This window comes from Lautropia dentalis (assembly GCF_003892345.1).
GTDB lineage: Bacteria > Pseudomonadota > Gammaproteobacteria > Burkholderiales > Burkholderiaceae_E > Lautropia > Lautropia dentalis.
Genome location: NZ_RRUE01000001.1, coordinates 289,446 through 306,598, shown reverse-complemented (window position 1 = coordinate 306,598; position 17,153 = coordinate 289,446). Strand labels below are relative to the sequence as shown.

10 protein-coding genes are annotated in these 17,153 nt (G+C 68.1%); 9 read left to right on the top strand and 1 reads right to left on the bottom strand.

The window, feature by feature from the left end:
- Nucleotides 1-40 precede the first annotated feature (40 nt).
- The 8 genes from EHV23_RS01160 (at nt 41) to EHV23_RS01125 (ending at nt 13,538) form a co-directional block, all read left to right on the top strand.
- A complete protein-coding gene (locus EHV23_RS01160) occupies nt 41-1,294 on the top strand; it encodes a glycosyltransferase family protein (RefSeq protein ID WP_125094350.1) in 1,254 nt (417 codons plus the stop codon).
- A 76-nt stretch (nt 1,295-1,370) separates the two neighbouring features.
- Nucleotides 1,371-2,621, top strand: coding sequence for a glycosyltransferase (locus EHV23_RS01155; RefSeq protein ID WP_125094349.1), 1,251 nt, complete (start codon nt 1,371-1,373; stop codon nt 2,619-2,621).
- Nucleotides 2,618-3,814 carry a glycosyltransferase family 4 protein gene (locus EHV23_RS01150; protein WP_125094348.1) on the top strand — a complete coding sequence of 399 codons (1,197 nt, stop codon included), beginning with the start codon at nt 2,618-2,620 and terminating at the stop codon, nt 3,812-3,814. Before EHV23_RS01155 ends, EHV23_RS01150 begins: the two co-directional genes overlap by 4 nt.
- A 191-nt stretch (nt 3,815-4,005) precedes the next feature.
- Nucleotides 4,006-6,093, top strand: a complete 2,088-nt coding sequence (locus EHV23_RS01145) for an ABC transporter ATP-binding protein (protein ID WP_238990222.1) — start codon at nt 4,006-4,008, stop codon at nt 6,091-6,093.
- A gap of 20 nt (nt 6,094-6,113) precedes the next feature.
- Nucleotides 6,114-8,876, top strand: a complete 2,763-nt coding sequence (locus EHV23_RS01140) for a phosphotransferase (RefSeq protein ID WP_125094347.1) — start codon at nt 6,114-6,116, stop codon at nt 8,874-8,876.
- A gap of 195 nt (nt 8,877-9,071) precedes the next feature.
- The gene (locus EHV23_RS01135) at nt 9,072-10,466 is read left to right on the top strand and encodes an alginate export family protein (protein ID WP_158615770.1); all 1,395 of its coding nucleotides are present in this window, start codon (nt 9,072-9,074) and stop codon (nt 10,464-10,466) included.
- Between the two features lie 382 nt (nt 10,467-10,848).
- A complete protein-coding gene (locus EHV23_RS01130; RefSeq protein ID WP_125094345.1) occupies nt 10,849-12,189 on the top strand; it encodes an alginate export family protein in 1,341 nt (446 codons plus the stop codon).
- A gap of 467 nt (nt 12,190-12,656) precedes the next feature.
- A complete protein-coding gene (locus EHV23_RS01125) occupies nt 12,657-13,538 on the top strand; it encodes a class I SAM-dependent methyltransferase (protein ID WP_158615769.1) in 882 nt (293 codons plus the stop codon).
- A 66-nt stretch (nt 13,539-13,604) separates the two neighbouring features.
- On the opposite strand, the gene EHV23_RS01120 is transcribed toward EHV23_RS01125, so the two are convergent.
- Complete coding sequence (locus tag EHV23_RS01120) at nt 13,605-14,255, bottom strand: DedA family protein (RefSeq protein WP_125094343.1); 651 nt, start codon at nt 14,253-14,255, stop codon at nt 13,605-13,607.
- A gap of 104 nt (nt 14,256-14,359) precedes the next feature.
- Between EHV23_RS01120 and mutL the strand changes: the two genes are divergently transcribed.
- Nucleotides 14,360-17,005, top strand: a complete 2,646-nt coding sequence (mutL, locus tag EHV23_RS01115) for a DNA mismatch repair endonuclease MutL (RefSeq protein ID WP_158615768.1) — start codon at nt 14,360-14,362, stop codon at nt 17,003-17,005.
- Nucleotides 17,006-17,153: the final 148 nt, after the last annotated feature.

Below are 17,153 nucleotides of genomic sequence, written 5' to 3'. Positions count from 1 at the left end.
CGGGCGGGAATCCTTCCCCGCACAACCACCTGCACGCAAGATGCCCCGATCCTCCGTTACCCGCACAGTCCCGCGCATTGCCCTGTACTCCCATGACACCATGGGACTGGGCCACATCCGCCGCAACACGCTGCTGGCCCAGACACTGATCCGGCCACCGCTGTCGGCCGACGTGCTGCTGGTCTCCGGCATTCGCGAATCGGGCGCATTTCCGCTGCCGAAGGGCATCGACAGCATCACGCTGCCGGCCTACCAGAAGCAGCCCGACGGCAGCTACCGCCCGCGTGCGCTGGGCCTGTCGCTGCAGGAACTGATCGACCTGCGCGCCCGGACCATTCTGGCCGCCCTCACCGCCTTTGCGCCCGGGCTGTTCATCGTCGACAACGTGCCGCGCGGCGCCCTGGCCGAGCTGGACACCGTGCTGCCCGTGCTGCGCGCCCGTGGCACCCGCATCGTGCTGGGGCTGCGCGACATCATCGACACCCCCGACGTGGTGGCCCGGCAGTGGGAGAAGCAGCAGAATGCCAGCGCCCTGGAACAGTGGTTCGACGCCATCTGGATCTACGGCGACACGCGCCTCTACGATACCGTTGCCGCCTACGGGCTGAACCACCTGCACGGCGTGCAGGTCACGCCGGTGGGCTACCTCGATGCCAGCCTGCGCCAGGAAGGCCGTACGGAAGGTACCACATCGCCCGGGATGGCCGGCAGCGTCCTCGCCACCCACGAGCCCCCCTATGCGCTCTGCATGATGGGCGGCGGCCAGGACGGCCTGGCCGTGGCCGAGGCCTTTGCCCGTGCGCCGCTGCCCGCGGGCTGGCGGGGCATCATTCTCACCGGTTCGATGATGCCGCCTGCAGCCCGTGCCCGGCTGCAGGCCCTGGTGGCCCACCGGCCCGAGCTGCAGCTGCTGTCGTTCTCGTCCGAACCACTGGCGCTGATTCGCGCAGCCAGCGCCGTGGTAGCCATGGCCGGCTACAACAGCACGATGGAAGTGCTGGCGCTCGAAAAGAACACCCTGCTGGTTCCCCGCGTGGTGCCGCGCGAGGAACAGTGGCTGCGTGCCCGCCGGCTAGCGGATCTTGGCCTCGTGCACTGCCTGCACCCCGACGAACTCAGCCCCGAACGGGTGGGCGCCTGGCTGGCCGGCGCCGCCTCGCCATCCCCCCGGCCGCGCGCGCGCGAGGTGCTCGACTTTTCCGGCCTGCAGCGGGTTGCCACCCTTGCGGCCGGCCTGCTGCAGGCATCACCGGACAATCCGGCCCCTCCGGACGGTGCACCACCCGGCCCCTGAACCCCTCGTCTGCTCACGCCCCTTCCGATGGCCAGCAAATACCTCCGCCATCGACACCTTTTCCCAGGAACCCTCCATGTCCGCCCCGAACGCACCGCTTGCCGTTGGCTATGTGCTGAAGCGTTACCCCCGTTTTTCCGAGACCTTCGTGGTCAATGAAATCCTCGCCCTCGAAAAGGCCGGGGTGCAGGTCGAGATCTTCGCGCTCGGCCCCGTCAGCGAGACCCACTTCCAGGAAGCCATCTCCCGCGTGCGGGCGCCGGTGCGCCGCATCCGTCACCAGTTCCACGACACCGAACTGTACTGGCAGCTGATCGTGCAGGCCCGCAAGGCCCTGCCGGCGTTTCGCCGCCTGGCCCACCTGGCCGATGACCACGACTGGGTCACCGTGGGCCAGGCGCTGATTCTCGCCATGAAAGTCCGGGCGGCGGGCCTCAAACACCTGCACGCCCACTTCGGCACGCAGGCCGCCACCGTGGCCCGGCTGGCGGCCGCCTTTGCCGATATCCACTACAGCTTCACCGCGCACGCCAAGGACATCTACCACCAGTACGAAGAGCCGGTGCAGCTCGACCTGAAAATCCGTGACGCCGCCTTCACCGTCACGGTGTCGGACTACAACCTGCAGTACCTGCGCACCCACTTCCACGCCGATCCGGCCCGCTCGCACCGCATCTACAACGGGCTGGATCTGTCGGCCTTCGACTATCAGCCTCCGGTCAACCGCCCACATCACGTGCTGGCCGTGGGCCGCCTGGTCGAGAAGAAGGGCTTTCCGTGGCTGGTCCAGGCCATGGCCCTGCTGCGCGACCAGGGGGTGGACTGCCGGTGCACCCTCGTGGGCGATGGCCCGATGCGCCCCATCCTGCAGCAGCTGATCGACACCCACCGGCTGCACGACCGGGTCCAGCTGGCCGGCGTGCGCACGCTGCCACAGATCACCGCGCTGCTGCGCGAATCGGCCATGCTGGTGGCCCCCTGCATCATCAGCGAGGGGGGCGACCGTGACGGCCTGCCCACCATCCTGGTGGAAGCCATGGCCCTCGGCACCCCCTGCGTGTCCACCCGGGTAGTGGGCATTCCCGAACTGGTGCGAGACCAGATCACTGGCCTGTGCGTCCCGCCGAAGGATGCCGCCGCCCTGGCCGACGCCATCGCCACGCTGCTGGCCAACCCGGCCAGGGCCCGGCAGATGGCCGACGCAGCCCGCGCCCTCGTCGAGCGCGAATACGACGTTCACCACAACACCGGCCAGCTGCGCGCCCTGTTTGCGCAGAGCGTGCAGACCGTTGCCGATCACCCCCTGTCCAGCCCGGAGCGTTCATGAAACATATCGCCTATCTCTGCACCGACGCCGGCATTCCCGTCTTCGGCACCAAGGGTGCCTCGATTCACGTGCAGTCGGTCGTGCGCGCGGCCCTGAAGGCCGGCCACCGTGTCACCCTGTTTGCCACCCGTTTCGACGGCCCGATACCCCCGGGGCTGGAGGGCGCAGCCTGCGTGCAGTTGCCCGAGCTGCCGCAGGGCGATCCGGAAAAGCGTGCCCACGCCGCCCTGCAGTCCCATCCCCGCATTGCGGCCCTGCTCTATGAGCATGGCCCCTTCGACCTCGTCTACGAGCGCTATTCGCTCTGGAGTGACGTGGGCATGCGCTGGGCGCGCGTCCAGCACATTCCCGGCGTGCTGGAGGTCAATGCCCCGCTGATCGAGGAACAGCGCACCCACCGCGGGCTGGTGCTCGAAACCGAGGCACAGGCCATGGCCGCGTCGGCCTTCTCGCGGGCCAGTGCCCTGGTGGCCGTCTCGCCGGGCGTGGCCGATTATCTGCACACCTGGCCCGGCACGCGCGGACGCGTGCACGTGGTGGCCAATGGCGTGGATCCGGCCCCGTACGACGACAGCGCGGCCCGCCGTCAGGCCCGCCACGCTCAGGCCGCCGCCGGCGAGGATGAAACCGTCATCGGCTTTCTGGGCACGCTCAAGCCCTGGCATGGCCTGCCGATGCTGGTGGACGCCTTTGCCCGCCTGCACCGCCAGCACCCCCGCACACGGCTGCTGGTGGTGGGTGATGGTCCGGAGCGCGTCAACATGGAATCGGCCCTCACCGCCCAGGGGCTGCTGGGTCACTGCGAGTTCACCGGCGCCGTGCAGGCCCGCGAGGTACCTGCCCTGCTGGCCCGCATGGACATTGCCACCGCCCCCTACCCGCAGCAGCAGAATTTCTATTTCTCGCCGCTCAAGATCTACGAGTATCTGGCCGCCGAACTGCCGGTGGTAACCACCCGTGTGGGCCATCTCGATACCGTGGTGCTCGATGGTGTCGATAGCCTGCTGGTGCCCCCCGGCGATCCGGACGCCTTTGCCGCCGCCATGGCCCGCCTGCTCGAAAACCCGTCCGAACGCCGGGCCATGGGCCAGCGGGGCCGCACCCGCGTTCTGGCCGAGCACAGCTGGGACGCCGTCACCGCCCGGCTGCTGGACATTGCCGGGGCCACGGCCGCGTCGGAGCGGGCGGCCTGATCCGGCCGGGCCGGGCGCCGGCGTGCAGCCGCACATCATGCACCGGCGCGTCCTGCGCTGCCCCTGCTGGTGGCACCGCACTGCACCGGCGCTGCTCGGGGCGCCCGGTACCACCCCGGCAGCATCGTCGCCATGCCCGGTATCCGCCCCATCCCGCACAATAGCGCCGGACGCCCCGCCCTGCCGGCGGGATGTCCCTGCCCTCGCTGCCGGCTCCGTGGCCGGCCCTTCCATCCATTCACCCCGTCATCGCCGTGCCCCAGGACAACAAAGCCGCCTCCCGCCACCCCATCCGCCGCGTGCTGAAGCGCTTCCGGCCCTTCATGAAGGGCCAGGGGCCGCTGCTGGCCGGCTCCCTCACCGCCCTGCTGCTCAGCACGCTGATGCGCGTGGCCGAACCCTGGCCGCTGGCCTTCGTGATCGACCACGTGCTGGGCGGCAAGACCGGCTCGCACGAGGCACCGGCCGCTGCCGGCTGGGTGACCGGCATGGTGGCGGACCTGGGCATCATGGGCGTCATCGTGCTGGCCGGAGTGTCGGTGGTGGTGTTTGCCGCGCTGCGGGCACTGGCCGGCTTTCTGTCGACGGTGGGCTTTGCGCGCATCGGCAACGTGGTGCTGAGCCGCGTGCGCAATGTGCTCTACAACCGGCTGCTGCGGCTGTCACTGGCCTTTCACCAGCGCCAGCGCAGTGGTGATCTGGCCCTGCGCCTGGTCAACGACGTGGGCCAGCTGCGTGAAGTGACCGTGTCGGCCCTGCTGCCGATGCTGGCCAACGTGTTCATCCTGGTGGGCATGTTTGCCGTGATGTTCATGCTGAACTGGCGGCTGGCACTGCTGTCGCTGATTCCGCTGCCGGTGATGTGGTTCTCGGCCAAACGCAGCAGCAAACTGATTCACGAGGCCAGCCGCCGCCAGCGCACCCGCGAAGGCTCGCTGGCCGCCACGGCGTCGGAATCGATGTCGGCCATCCGCACCGTGCAGTCGCTGGTGCTGGAAGACAGCTTCTCGCGGCTCTTTCATGGCAACGACGGCCAGGCTGCGCATGCCGACATGAACACCAAGCGGCTGGCCGCCGGGCTGGAGCGCTCGATCGACCTGCTGGTGGCCGTGGCCACTGCCCTGGTGCTGTGGCAGGGCGCCCTGCAGGTACTGGCCGGCGCACTCACCGCCGGTGACCTGCTGGTATTCATTTCGTACCTGAAGAACTCCATGCGTCCGGTGCGCGAATATGCCAAATATGCCGGCCGGCTTTCGAAGGCACTGGCCTCGGCCGAACGCATCAGCGACATTCTGGAAGAAAAACCCGACATCATCGACCGCAAGGGCGCCAAAACCGCCCCGGCCTTCGAGGGTGCCGTGCATTTTCGTGACCTGCATTTTTCGTACGATGCCGAATCACGTTCCATTTTCCATGGACTCGATCTGGTGCTGGCCCCGCGTGAACACGTGGCGGTGGTGGGGCCGTCCGGCATCGGCAAATCCACGCTCACCGTGCTGCTGCTGCGCCTGTACGATCCGCAGAAAGGCAGCGTGGAAATCGACGGTACCGACATCCGCCACTGGAAGACCGCCTCGGTCCGTCGCCAGATCGGCCTGCTGCCGCAGGACGCGCTGCTGTTTGCCGCCAGCGTGCGCGACAACCTGACCTGCGCCGCCGGCCGCGAGGTGAGCGACGAGGAAATCATCGCCGCCGCAAAAATGGCCAACGCGCACGATTTCATCATGGCCCTGCCCGAGGGCTACGACACCGTCATCGGCGAACGCGGCGCCACCCTGTCGGGCGGCCAGCGCCAGCGGCTGGCCATTGCCCGGCTGGCCCTGCGGCATTGTCCGGTCATGGTGCTGGACGAACCCACCACCGGGCTGGACCGGGCCAGCGAGGCCGTGGTGCGCCACGCCATCGAACGCCTGATCGACAACCGCACCGCGCTGATGATCACCCACGACCTCGATCTGGCGGCCGGGGCCGACCGCATCGTCTATGTGGACCAGGGCGGCATTGCCGAATCGGGCACCCACGACGAACTGCTGGCCCGCAAAGGCCCCTACGCCGCCCTCTGGCAGCTGCACCGCAAGGCTGTCGGTGAGGGCGACGGCGCCACCGCAAACACCACGGGCACTTCCACTGGCACGTCCACGGGAGGCGCCGCCGGTGCAGGTACCGATACCAGTGCGAGTGCGAGTGCCAGTGCCAGTGCCGGAGAGGCTGCCCGCGCCAGCAGCCGTGGCACCGGACCGGAAACCGCTACCATGTCATCCGCGGCGCAACGCGCCTGATTCCGCCCCAAGGACACCGGATGAACCAGCCCCCTGCCAGACAGAGCAGCCCCCTGAACGACGCCGACCATGCCCTGATCGCCCGGGACACCGACCTGCCCGGACTGGGGCTGCTGCTGGACGAAGAAGCGCTGCTCGACGAAGTCGGCCGCCAGATGCCGGCCGCCGACGTGGCGCGCATCCGCATCGATTACCTGCGCTACAAGCCAGGCACCAGCTGCATGGCCGGCCTGCGCGTCATCGACACACTGGGGCGCACCCAGCATGCCTTCGCCCGGGCACTCACCGCCTCCAATCCCGACTGGGACCAGCACGCCGCACGCCTGCAGAAACGCGCCGCCCTCGACGGCCGCTTCTCGGCACACGTCCTGCCCCGCACGCGGCTGCTGCTGGCCAGCGCCGTGCACGACCGCCGCATCACCGCCCTGGGCACCCTGCTGAACACCCCCGGCACCCTCGACGGTACCCAGCCGCTGCCCGATGACCTGGGCATCGAACAGCACCTGTACGAACGCGAAATCCAAGCCCACGTGCTGCGCTACAAGCCCGAGCGGCGCATGGTGCTGCAGCTGCGGCAGGGGTCGCGCCCGGTGGGCGTGCTGCGCGCCTGCACCGAACGGGAATTCCCCGCCACCGAGGCCGGTGCCCGGCTGGCCCGTGCCTTTCAGGGAACGGCCCCCCTGGCCGTGGGGGCTACCCGGCATTTTCTGGTCATGCCCTGGCAGCGCGGCCAGAGCCTGGACATGCTGGGCAACGACACCGCGCGCGCCGTGCAGGAGCTGTCTGCACACGGAGAAGTGCCATCGGCCGACATGCCCCAGCTGGACCTGGGCCTCTTTGCCGACATTGGCCTGCGCCTGGGTGAGCTGCATGAGGCCCGCATCGCGCACCCCATGCACCGTACCGTGGCCGATGACATCGATGCCCTGACCCGGGCAGCCGGCAGCATTGCCCGGCTGCTTCCGGCGCTGGGCGGACGCGCCCACAGCCTGGCCGACCGGACGGCCCAGGCCCTGCAGCAGGCCAGCACCGGCTGGCAGCCCTGCATTACCCATGGCGACCTGTCACTGGAGCAGATGGTGCGCGATCCGCTCGGCCAGCTGCAGTTCATCGACTGGGACAATGCCGCCCTGGGCGACCCGATGGCCGATGCCGGCTCGCTGCTGGCCCGTCTGGCCACCCAGTATCTGGGCCGCAGCCGCACCGCCCCCACCCCCGATACCCTGGCCGACCTGCTCGATACCGTCCACGACGCCCTGGCCCGCGGCATCGACGCCAGCAGCCCCCTGCCGGCCACCCTGTCGGCACGGGCTCCCCACACCCGCCGGCGTGCCGGCTGGCATACCGTGGCAGGGTTGCTGCGTCTGGCCCCCGAGGGCTTCCGGCGCCGCCGCCCGTCATGGCCCGAACAGATGGAACAGATCGTGGCCCTGGCCGAATACCTGGCCGCCCAGCTGCAGCCCGCACCCCTGCACGCCGCGACGGCGCCGGCCGGCACGACAGAACCCCCTTCCACATCCCTGCCGTCCACGACAACCGGCGCTGTCGCCGCGGAGACGACAGGCCGGGAGACCTCATCGATGAGGCCGGCACCAGCCCATCCTGCAGCAGCGGAGGCCGGACACACGCCCGTTACCGCCGGCGCCCCCGGCACCGGGAACACGCCTTCCAGCTGGCCCCAGACCGACCGCACCCTCATGCAGCCGCTGCTGCTGGACGCCCTGCATCTGCCGGCCGGCGACTGGCAGCTGGAACCGGTACGCGTGCTGCGCCACAAGGCCGGCCGCCGCGCCCTGCTGGACTACACCCTGATCCATCGTGTCCCTGCCGAAACCACCCGCACATCCACTGCAGGCACATCCACCGCAGGCATCCCTGCCCCGGACACGCCCGCCACGCCTGCAACGGCCGGCTGTGCCACGCCCGGCGCAGCCCCGGCTGCAACGGCCACCACCCGCATCGAACTGCTGGGCAAACTGCGCTTCAAGGGCGCCGACCGGCATGGCTTTGCCGTGCAGAAGGCCCTGTACGAACATGGCTTCGACCTGCCCTGGGTAGCCTTGCCCGAGGCGCTCGCCATCCTGCCCGAACAGCGCCTGTGGCTGCAGCGCAGGGTACCCGGCACCATGGCCAGCCACCTCATCCGCCCCGGCAGCGACCCGGGCCTGTCCTTCCGGATCGGCCAGGCCCTGGCCGCGCTGCACCGGGCAGGCGGCCAGCTGCTGGACGCTGCCCGCAACGGCCAGCCCGCAACCGGCGCCCCCCCCATCGATCCCAGCCGCCGCTGGACGCTGGAGGACGAACTGGACATGCTGCACGGCCGCCTGGAAAAGGCGGCCGAAGCCCGCCCTGCCTGGGCCGAACGCATCCGTGCGCTGATCCCGGCCACCCGCAGGCTGGCCAGACGCCTGCCGACCACGGCGCCTACCGGCATTCACCGCGACTGCTACGCCGACCAGATCCTGGTGGACGGCGAGCGGCTCACCTGGCTGGACCTCGACCTGTTCTGCTTGGGCGATCCTGCCCTGGACGTGGGCAACTTCGTGGCCCACCTGATGGAAGACGCACTGCGCCATCATGGCAGCCTGCACGCCCTGCAGGCGCACCAGCAGGCCCTCACTGACGGCTTCCGGCAGGATACCCCGCACGTGGACATGACGGCCATCGAGGGCTGGACCCTGCTGTCACTGGCCCGTCACGTCCAGCTGTCCACGCAGTTCGACGACCGGCACACCACCACCCTGCCCCTGCTGGAATACTGCGAGCACCAGCTGGGCATCTGATCTTTCCATGTTCCAATCCCGCAACCCGCCAGGGCGCGTCATGGACGCATGCCTCCCCGCACTGACCCCGCCCCCCGTGCCAGCAGCATGCCATGCACGGACGGGGCCGGCCGTCCTGCCAGACAGGGCAAGACCGGCAGCACGCGGATGCATGGGTCCATGGCGCCCCAGACCACCCACGACAGGAGACGCAGCATGAACCAGAACCCCCATTCCCCGCACAGACCGGGCGCGCCAGCCCCTTCCAGCCAGCCAGCCAGCTCCTGCTGGCCAGCCACTTCCGTTCGGCCAGCCACATTCTGCCGGCCGGCCCTGCGCCCGCTGGCCGCCCTGCTGCTGGGCACTGCCCTGCTGGGCAACGCCCAGGCCGGAGCCCCCATCAAGTGGCAGAAACCCGGCTGGGACTTCCTGCCCCGGATCTCCCTGGAATATGACCGGCTGAAGAACCGCGATCTGCGCGGCAGCGGCGAACGCACCAAATCGGACACGGTTCCGGAATTCCGGCTCGTGTCCCGCTACCAGCACGACAGCCGCTGGGGCTTCGTCGGTGACTTCGAACTGTACGAAAGCATCGAGCGCGAGACCGGCTCACCCACCGACCGTCAGACCCGGCTGGAGGTCACGCAGCTCTTCGCAGAAGCCCAGCTGCAGGAATACGGCGCCCGCGCGCGCCTGGGCCGCTGGAGCATCGATGACGAACGCACCTGGTTCTTCGACACCCAGTTCGACGGCCTCAACGCCACCCTCGATTACGGCCCTTACCAGCTGGACACCTTCGTGGCCCGCTACAGCAACTGGCGCAGTGACCTGTTCAACCGCCACACCAAACACGAAAAAGGTGCCGATGTCGTCGGTGCTCTGGGTACCTGGTGGATGACCGAAGACCACAAGATCATCCTCAAGGGTCTGCACCAGGAGGAAGACAACGACGACCTGCGCCTGACCCACGTGGCCGGCGGTTCCCTCAACGAGGGCGACCCGCACCTGCAGCACTGGGCCATGGCCAGCTACGTGAGCGGCAAGGAAAAGGGCCGTCGCGTGCGCGGTGAGGCCATCGACCTGGGCGCCACCCTATTCCTCGACGACCGCAGCGGCTGGAGCCCGCGTGCCACCCTCGGCTACGCCTGGGGCAGCGGCGATGACGGCGAAGGCGTGGACACCAGCCATCACCAGACCGGCTGGCAGAGCAACAAGTCCTACATGGGCGCCGAAATCGACTTCAAGACCTACGGCACGGTGCTGGACCCGCAACTGTCGAACATCCACGTGCTCACCGCCGGCGTCGGCATCACCCCGATGAAGAAAAGCTCGCTGGACCTGGTCTTCCACCACTACCGCCAGGACAAGACCACCGAACTGACCCGCACCGACCTGCGCCCGCGCGCCGACCTGCAGGACCGCCGCACCCTGGGCAACGGCATCGACCTGGTCTGGGGCTGGAAACCGACGAAGGAATGGAAGATCCAGGCCTACACCGGCATGTTCATGCCCAGCGGGCGCTTCCGCGCCAGCAGCCGCGACGGCGCCGGCAAGTCGTCCAATGCCTGGGCCGCCGGCTTCGAGGTCAAGTACTACCCCGGCAGGAAGTAACCAGCCCGCGCGCCGAAAGTCCCAGGGCACCAGTCACCACCGCCTGCCCCCGCAGCTGCCGGCGCGCAGCAGCGCCCATGCAGTCTGCCCGGGCGCGACACGAAAGCCTGTCCACCCTCCGCTCCGGAGGCTGGCAGGCTTTTCTGTGTCGGGACACGCACACCCAAAGAGGGGGGTGCACGGGGATGAAGGCGTCCACCACACGCGCTGGGGACCATGCGGCCCCGGTCCGCCCCATTCAGGAAAACCCTGATACGTCTGCGGGCCTGTTCAGGGACCGAAGTACCTGATAATACGTGCCTTGCAACACGCAACATGTTCTGCTGCACCGGACATACCCGTTACAACCCGACAACCAACCGACCTTCCCAGGAGACCCTGCATGAACACCATGCTCCGCCCGCCACACAGCCAGGACGCACCGGCAACCCCCTTCCGCCGGGCCGCAGGTCCGCTGGTCGCCCTGATGCTGGGCGCCTCCCTGCTGGGCAGTGCCCAGGCGAAGGATGCCATCCGGTGGCAGAAGCCGGGCTGGCACTTCATCTCGCGGATCATGTACCAGCAGGACATCCAGAAGAACCTCAAGCTGCGCAAGAACAACATCAGCAGCCAGTCGCTGGGCATGCCGGAGGCCCGGCTGGTCACCCGCTACCAGCACGACGATCACTGGGGCTTCGTGTTCGACATCGAACCCTACGTCAGCCTGTGGCGAGCCGACGGCAACCCGCAGGAAAACGACACCATGCTGTACCTGCCCCAGCTCTACGCCGAGGCCCAGTTCAAGGAGTACGGCACGCGCGCACGTCTGGGCCGCTGGAGCACCGATGACGAGCGCACCTGGTTCTTCGACACCGACTTCGACGGTCTCAACGTCACCGTCGAACGCGGTCCCTGGCTGGTCGATGCCTTCGTCGCCCAGTACGATGTCTGGCGGCACGACCTGTTCAACCACAACGCCCCGCACGAAAAGGGTGACAAACTGGCGGCCGCCATGGGCACCTACCGGCTCAACAAGGATCACCAGCTGATCCTGAAGGGCTTGCGGCAGGTCAATGACAAGAAGGAGGGCATGCACCTGACCCACCTGATCGGTGGCTCGATCAACACCCCCTCCGAGGGCATGCAGCACTGGGCCCTGGCCAGCTACGTGAGCGGCCACCAGAACGACCGGCGCGTGCGTGGCGAGGCCATCGACGTGGGCGCCACCCTGTTCGTCGACAGCAGCAGCCGCTGGAACCCGCGCGCCACGCTGGGCTACGCCTGGGGCAGTGGTGATGACGGCAAGGGCACCGACAACAGCCACCACCAGACCGGCATGCAGACCAACAAGTCCGAAATGGGCGCCGTGTACGACTTCAAGACCTACGGCACGGTGCTGAACCCGGCGCTGACCAACATCCACGTGCTGACGGCCGCCGTGGGCATTGCCCCCATGAAGGACAGCTCGCTGGATCTGGTCTATCACCACTACCGCCAGGACAAGCTGGGGGCGCTGAGCAAGACGGCCCTGAACCCGGAGGCCGACCTGCAGAACCGCCGCACCCTGGGCAACGGCTTCGATCTGGTCTGGGGCTGGACACCCGGTCCGGCCTGGAAGGTACAGGCCTACGCCGGCGTGTTCATGCCCAGCGGCCGCTTCCGCGCCAGCACCGATGCCGGTGCCGGCAAATCGGCCAACGCCTACGCCGCCGGCATCGACATCCGGTACTACCCGGGCCGGTAAGCAGCCAGCCCCTGCCACGGGCAGTGCCGGGCATCATCCCGGCTGGAACATGCGTGTGGATGGCGCCCAGTCCCCTGACACGGACAGTGCCGGACGTCATCCCGACTGCCTGTGGTGCCCGCCCGGCAAGATCTGCTCGACACCGCCAGGGCCTGCTGAGCCTCCGGGCGCCCAAAGCCTGCCGAATGCAGCCTGATCATTCTGACTCGAGCCTGCTTCGGCAGGCTTTTTTGTGCCTGGCCAGCGACCGGAGCGGTGAGCCCACGGGAAGTGCCTGCAAAAACGCGCCCTGACGACACGGATCGTGAAGTTTTGTGGCTCAGCAAACCACAGCCCCCTCCTTCTGGTACAGACGGGTGCAAGAATACGGCCGCACCACACGGATGATGGTACGCATACAAATTTTCTGGCGACGTTCGTCCAGAAAACCCCGTCCGTCAAATCTGCCCCTCACCGAGTCTCCCGCCATGAACGCCCCTGCATCCCAGTCATGCCCTGCCTGCCAGAATCGCCTGCAAACCGGCCTGTACCCGTGGCACCTGGTCTGCAGTGCCTGTTCCTACGAAGGCAGCTCGCTGCTGGTCGACATCGACGTGCATGGCGACCGCGAAGTGCTCGATGAAACGCTGCGCGAAGAAGGTCTCAGCGACCTTCGTCAGAGCAACTTCCGCATGCTGGCCGCCGAACTGGATAAAACCCTGAACCCGCCGGCCGGCACATCCCCCACCCTGCTGGACGTGGGGTGTGGACATGGCTGGTTCCTGAAGGCCACCTCGCCACACTTCACCGGGCTTGGCATCGAACCCGATGCCCGGGTTGCCGAGATGGCCACAGCCCAGGGCGTGCAGGTCCGCAGGGGCTTCTTTCCCGACGTGCTCGAGGCCAACGAGCGCTTTGACGTCATCAGCTTCAACGACGTGATGGAACACATCCCCAACGTCAACGCAGCCTTTGATGCCTGCGTGCAGCACCTGAAGCCAGGCGGGCGCATTCTCGTCAATTCACCGGCCAGAACCGGCGTGCTCTATCGCATCTCGAAACTGATGAACCGCCTGGGCATGCGCGGCAGCTTCGAGCGGATGTGGCAAAAGGGCTTTCCGTCGCCGCACGTCCATTATTTCGATGACGACAGCATCCGCGCCATCGGCCAGCGTGCCGGACTGATGCTGGAGAAGACCTCCACCCTGCCCTCGATCAGCACCAGCGGGCTGTACGCCCGCATCCGCTACGACCGCAACATGTCCGCCGCCAAGGCTGCCCTGATTGCCGCCATACTGACGATCCTCAACCCGATCCTGCAACGCATGCCGGCCGACATCAAGGTCTGGACGCTGCGGGCACCGGGCTGATCCTGCCACAGGCAGCGCCGACCCCCCGGCAGCCTGTGGCAGCCCACCCGGCCGGGGTCCAGGCGTTCAGGCGGCCTTTCTGCGCCTGTTGATGAAGTGCCGCACCACCTCGAACACGGCCGGCAGGCCCGGAATGATGATCATCGCCAGCGTCACCCACGAGAAGTGGGCCTTGACCCAGTCGTTGTTGCCGATGAGATAGCCCAGCCCGGACAGGCCGCAGACCCACAGCATGCCGCCCACCACGTTGAACATGGCAAAGCGCGGATAGCTCATCTGCGCCACCCCGGCCACGAAGGGGGCAAAGGTGCGAATGAAGGGCATGAAGCGCGCCACGATGATGGTGATGCCGCCATGCTTCTCGTAGAAAGCATGGGTGCGGTCGAAAGCCTCGCGGTTGAAGAAGCGGCTGTCCTCCCACTGGAACACCTTCGGCCCGATGTAGCGGCCGATGGAATAGTTGAGCGCGTCGCCCAGCACGGCCGCCACCGTCAGCAGCGCCATGACGCCCAGCAGGTCCAGCCCGCCCACCGCGGCAATGGCGCCGGCCACGAACAGCAGCGAATCTCCCGGCAGGAAGGGCATCACCACCAGCCCGGTTTCGACGAAGATGATGGCAAACATCAGCGCGTACACCCAGACGCCATAGTTCTGCACCACCATTTCGAGGTGCTTGTCGAGGTGCAGGAAGATGTCGAGCAGGCTGGAGAAGTCCATGGATGAAAACAAACGGGAGGAGACAGGGGCACACAGTTTACCCGAGGGGATTGCCGGCTGCTGCAATCGCAGTGTGGCGCCGGCGGGCAAATGCACTCCCTATAATGGATGCCCATCTTCCCACCCGCCTGCCCCACCTGTTGGCCATGACCGACTCCGCCAGCCAGTTTTCCCTGCCAGCCGCCACGGATACCGCCGCATCGCGCCCCATTGCCGTACTGCCCGACATCCTGATCAGCCAGATTGCGGCCGGTGAGGTGATCGAGCGGCCGGCCTCGGCCATCAAGGAACTGCTGGAAAACGCCCTGGACGCCGGCGCCACCCAGATCGAGATCCGCATCGAGGAAGGCGGCCTGCGCCGCCTGCAGATCATCGACAACGGCCGCGGCATCGCCCGCGAACAGCTGCCGCTGGCCCTCACCCGCCACGCCACCAGCAAGATCGCCTCGCTGGCCGATCTGGAACGCGTCACCTCGCTGGGCTTCCGGGGCGAGGCGCTGGCCTCGATGGCGGCCGTCTCGCGCCTGACCCTGGCCAGCCGCCCGGCCTCCGCCGAACACGGCTGGAAGGTGGACGTGCAGCCCGGCCGGGAAGCCCCGCCGGCCGAACCGGCCGCCGTCCCGCCCGGCACCGTCATCGAGGTGATCGACCTGTTCTCGGCCACCCCGGCCCGGCGCAAGTTTCTGAAGTCACCGACCACCGAAGCCGCCTACTGCCTGGACGTGATCCGCCGCATTGCGCTCTCGCACCCGGACGTGCAGTTCGTCGTGCACCAGGACGGCAAGGAAATCCGCCGCTGGCCCGCCACCACACCACGCCAGCGCATCGAGACCCTGGTGGGCGATGGCGGCGCCGGCGGCAACCGGCTGCTGCCCGTCTCCGCCCAGGCCGGCCCGCTGACGCTGGAGGGTCTGCTGGGTACGCCCGATGCCGCCCGTGCCCGTTCGGACCGGCAGTACCTGTTCGTCAACGGCCGCTTCGTGCGTGACCGCATGCTGGCGCAGGCCATCCGCCAGGCCTACCGCGACCGCCTGCACGGCGAACGCTATCCGGTATTCGCGCTGTTCCTGACCATCGACCCGACACTGGTCGATGCCAACGTGCACCCGGCCAAGACCGAGGTGCGCTTTCGCGACCCGGCGGCCGTGCGGCATCTGGTGTTCCATGCGGTGGAAAATGCCCTGGGCACCGCGCTGCCCCGGCCGGGACAGGGCAGCGCCAGCCGGACGATCTCGCTGGCAGGGGCGCCGGGCAGCAGGGAAAGACCCGGCCCCCTGGGCGGCACAGGTGCTGCGGGGGTCACGCATGCGCCAGACGTCATGGATGCAGGAAGCTCCCGCGCAGACGGCACAGACCATCACAGTGTCAGCGGTTTCACGACCGACCGGCACACCGTGCGTACCCGGCCGGGCCACCAACCCTTCACGCCGGACACCGGCCGGACGGGTTCACCGGCAACAGGCAGTGGCCCGTCCAGGCAGGGGCATCATCCGGGCACATACCGCCCGGGCGCCGGCCAGTACGACACGGCCGCCAACCGCGCCAGTCTGGCGTTTCAGGCACCGGGGCACGATACCCAGGCCGCACCGTCTTCTTCTGCGCCGGGACGCAATGCGCAAGCCGCCCCGTCCCCGTCAGCATCGGAATCGGGACATGACGGCGGGGCCAGCCCACGCCCTTCGACAACACAGCATGACGATAAAGCCAGTCCGCCGCCGGGTCTGGAAGCCCACTGGCAGCAGGCCAGCCTGCATGTGCTGGACGACACGCATCTGCCCGCATCCCGGCATGACGGTCCTGACCCGTCCGGTTCCCGCACCCCGGCAAGCGGGACACATGACGGTACCGGTCTCCCTGCCGACACGACAGCCACGGCTTCCGACAACCTTTACCCAGCCTCTGGCGATGCTGCCGTCAGCGCGGGATCTGCTGCCGCTGCCGGAACGGCGGCCCGTACAGCGACAGGCACCGAAACGGGTATTCCTCACGTATCCGAAGCGCGCCCCAGCTGGCAGGGCGGCCCGGCCATCCCTGCGGAGGACGCTCCGGATGGCACGCCCCTGACCGGTATCGCCGCACAGCACGAAGACGGTCAGCGTGTCGCTGCATCACCGGGCAGCGCTTCCCTGAATGGCCATCCCCCAGCCAGAACCCCGCTGGCCGACACCCCGCGCATGGGCTTCGCGCTGGCCCAGCTGCACGGCATCTACATCCTGTCGCAGACGGTCGATGGTCTGATCATCGTCGACATGCACGCGGCGCACGAGCGCATCACGCTGGAGCGCCTGAAAAAAGCCCACCGCGAGCACCATCTGGCCCGCCAGCCACTGCTGATTCCGGCCGTGTTTCAGGGCACCGAACTGGACGTGGCCACCGTCACGGACGATGCCGATTCGTTGGGCGATCTGGGCATCGAACTGGAAGTGCGCGGCCCCGACACCCTGGCTGTGACCAGCGTGCCCGCCCTGCTCTCGCGCGCCGACCCGGAACGGCTGGCCCGCGAGGTACTGGCCGCCTGGCAGGCACCCGCCCAGCACAATGCGCTGGAAAAACGGCTGGACCGGATGCTGTCCACCATGGCCTGCCACGGTTCGGTGCGCGCCAACCGCGCGCTGACGCTGCCCGAAATGAACGCCCTGCTGCGCGACATGGAAGCCACCCCCGACGCCGATTTCTGCAACCATGGCCGCCCCACCTGGTTCCGGCTGACGCTGGACGAACTGGACCGGTGGTTCATGCGGGGGCAGTGATGGTGTGTCCCGTCACATCGGCTGCACCGGTAGTAACATCGGCCGTACCGGTATTTTCCGGGTTTGCAGCTGAGGCCCCCCATGGCCGGTACCGGCAACGCCCGAAGAAAGGTGGGCCCCCACCGAAACATGCGGGAAAGGAGCCATC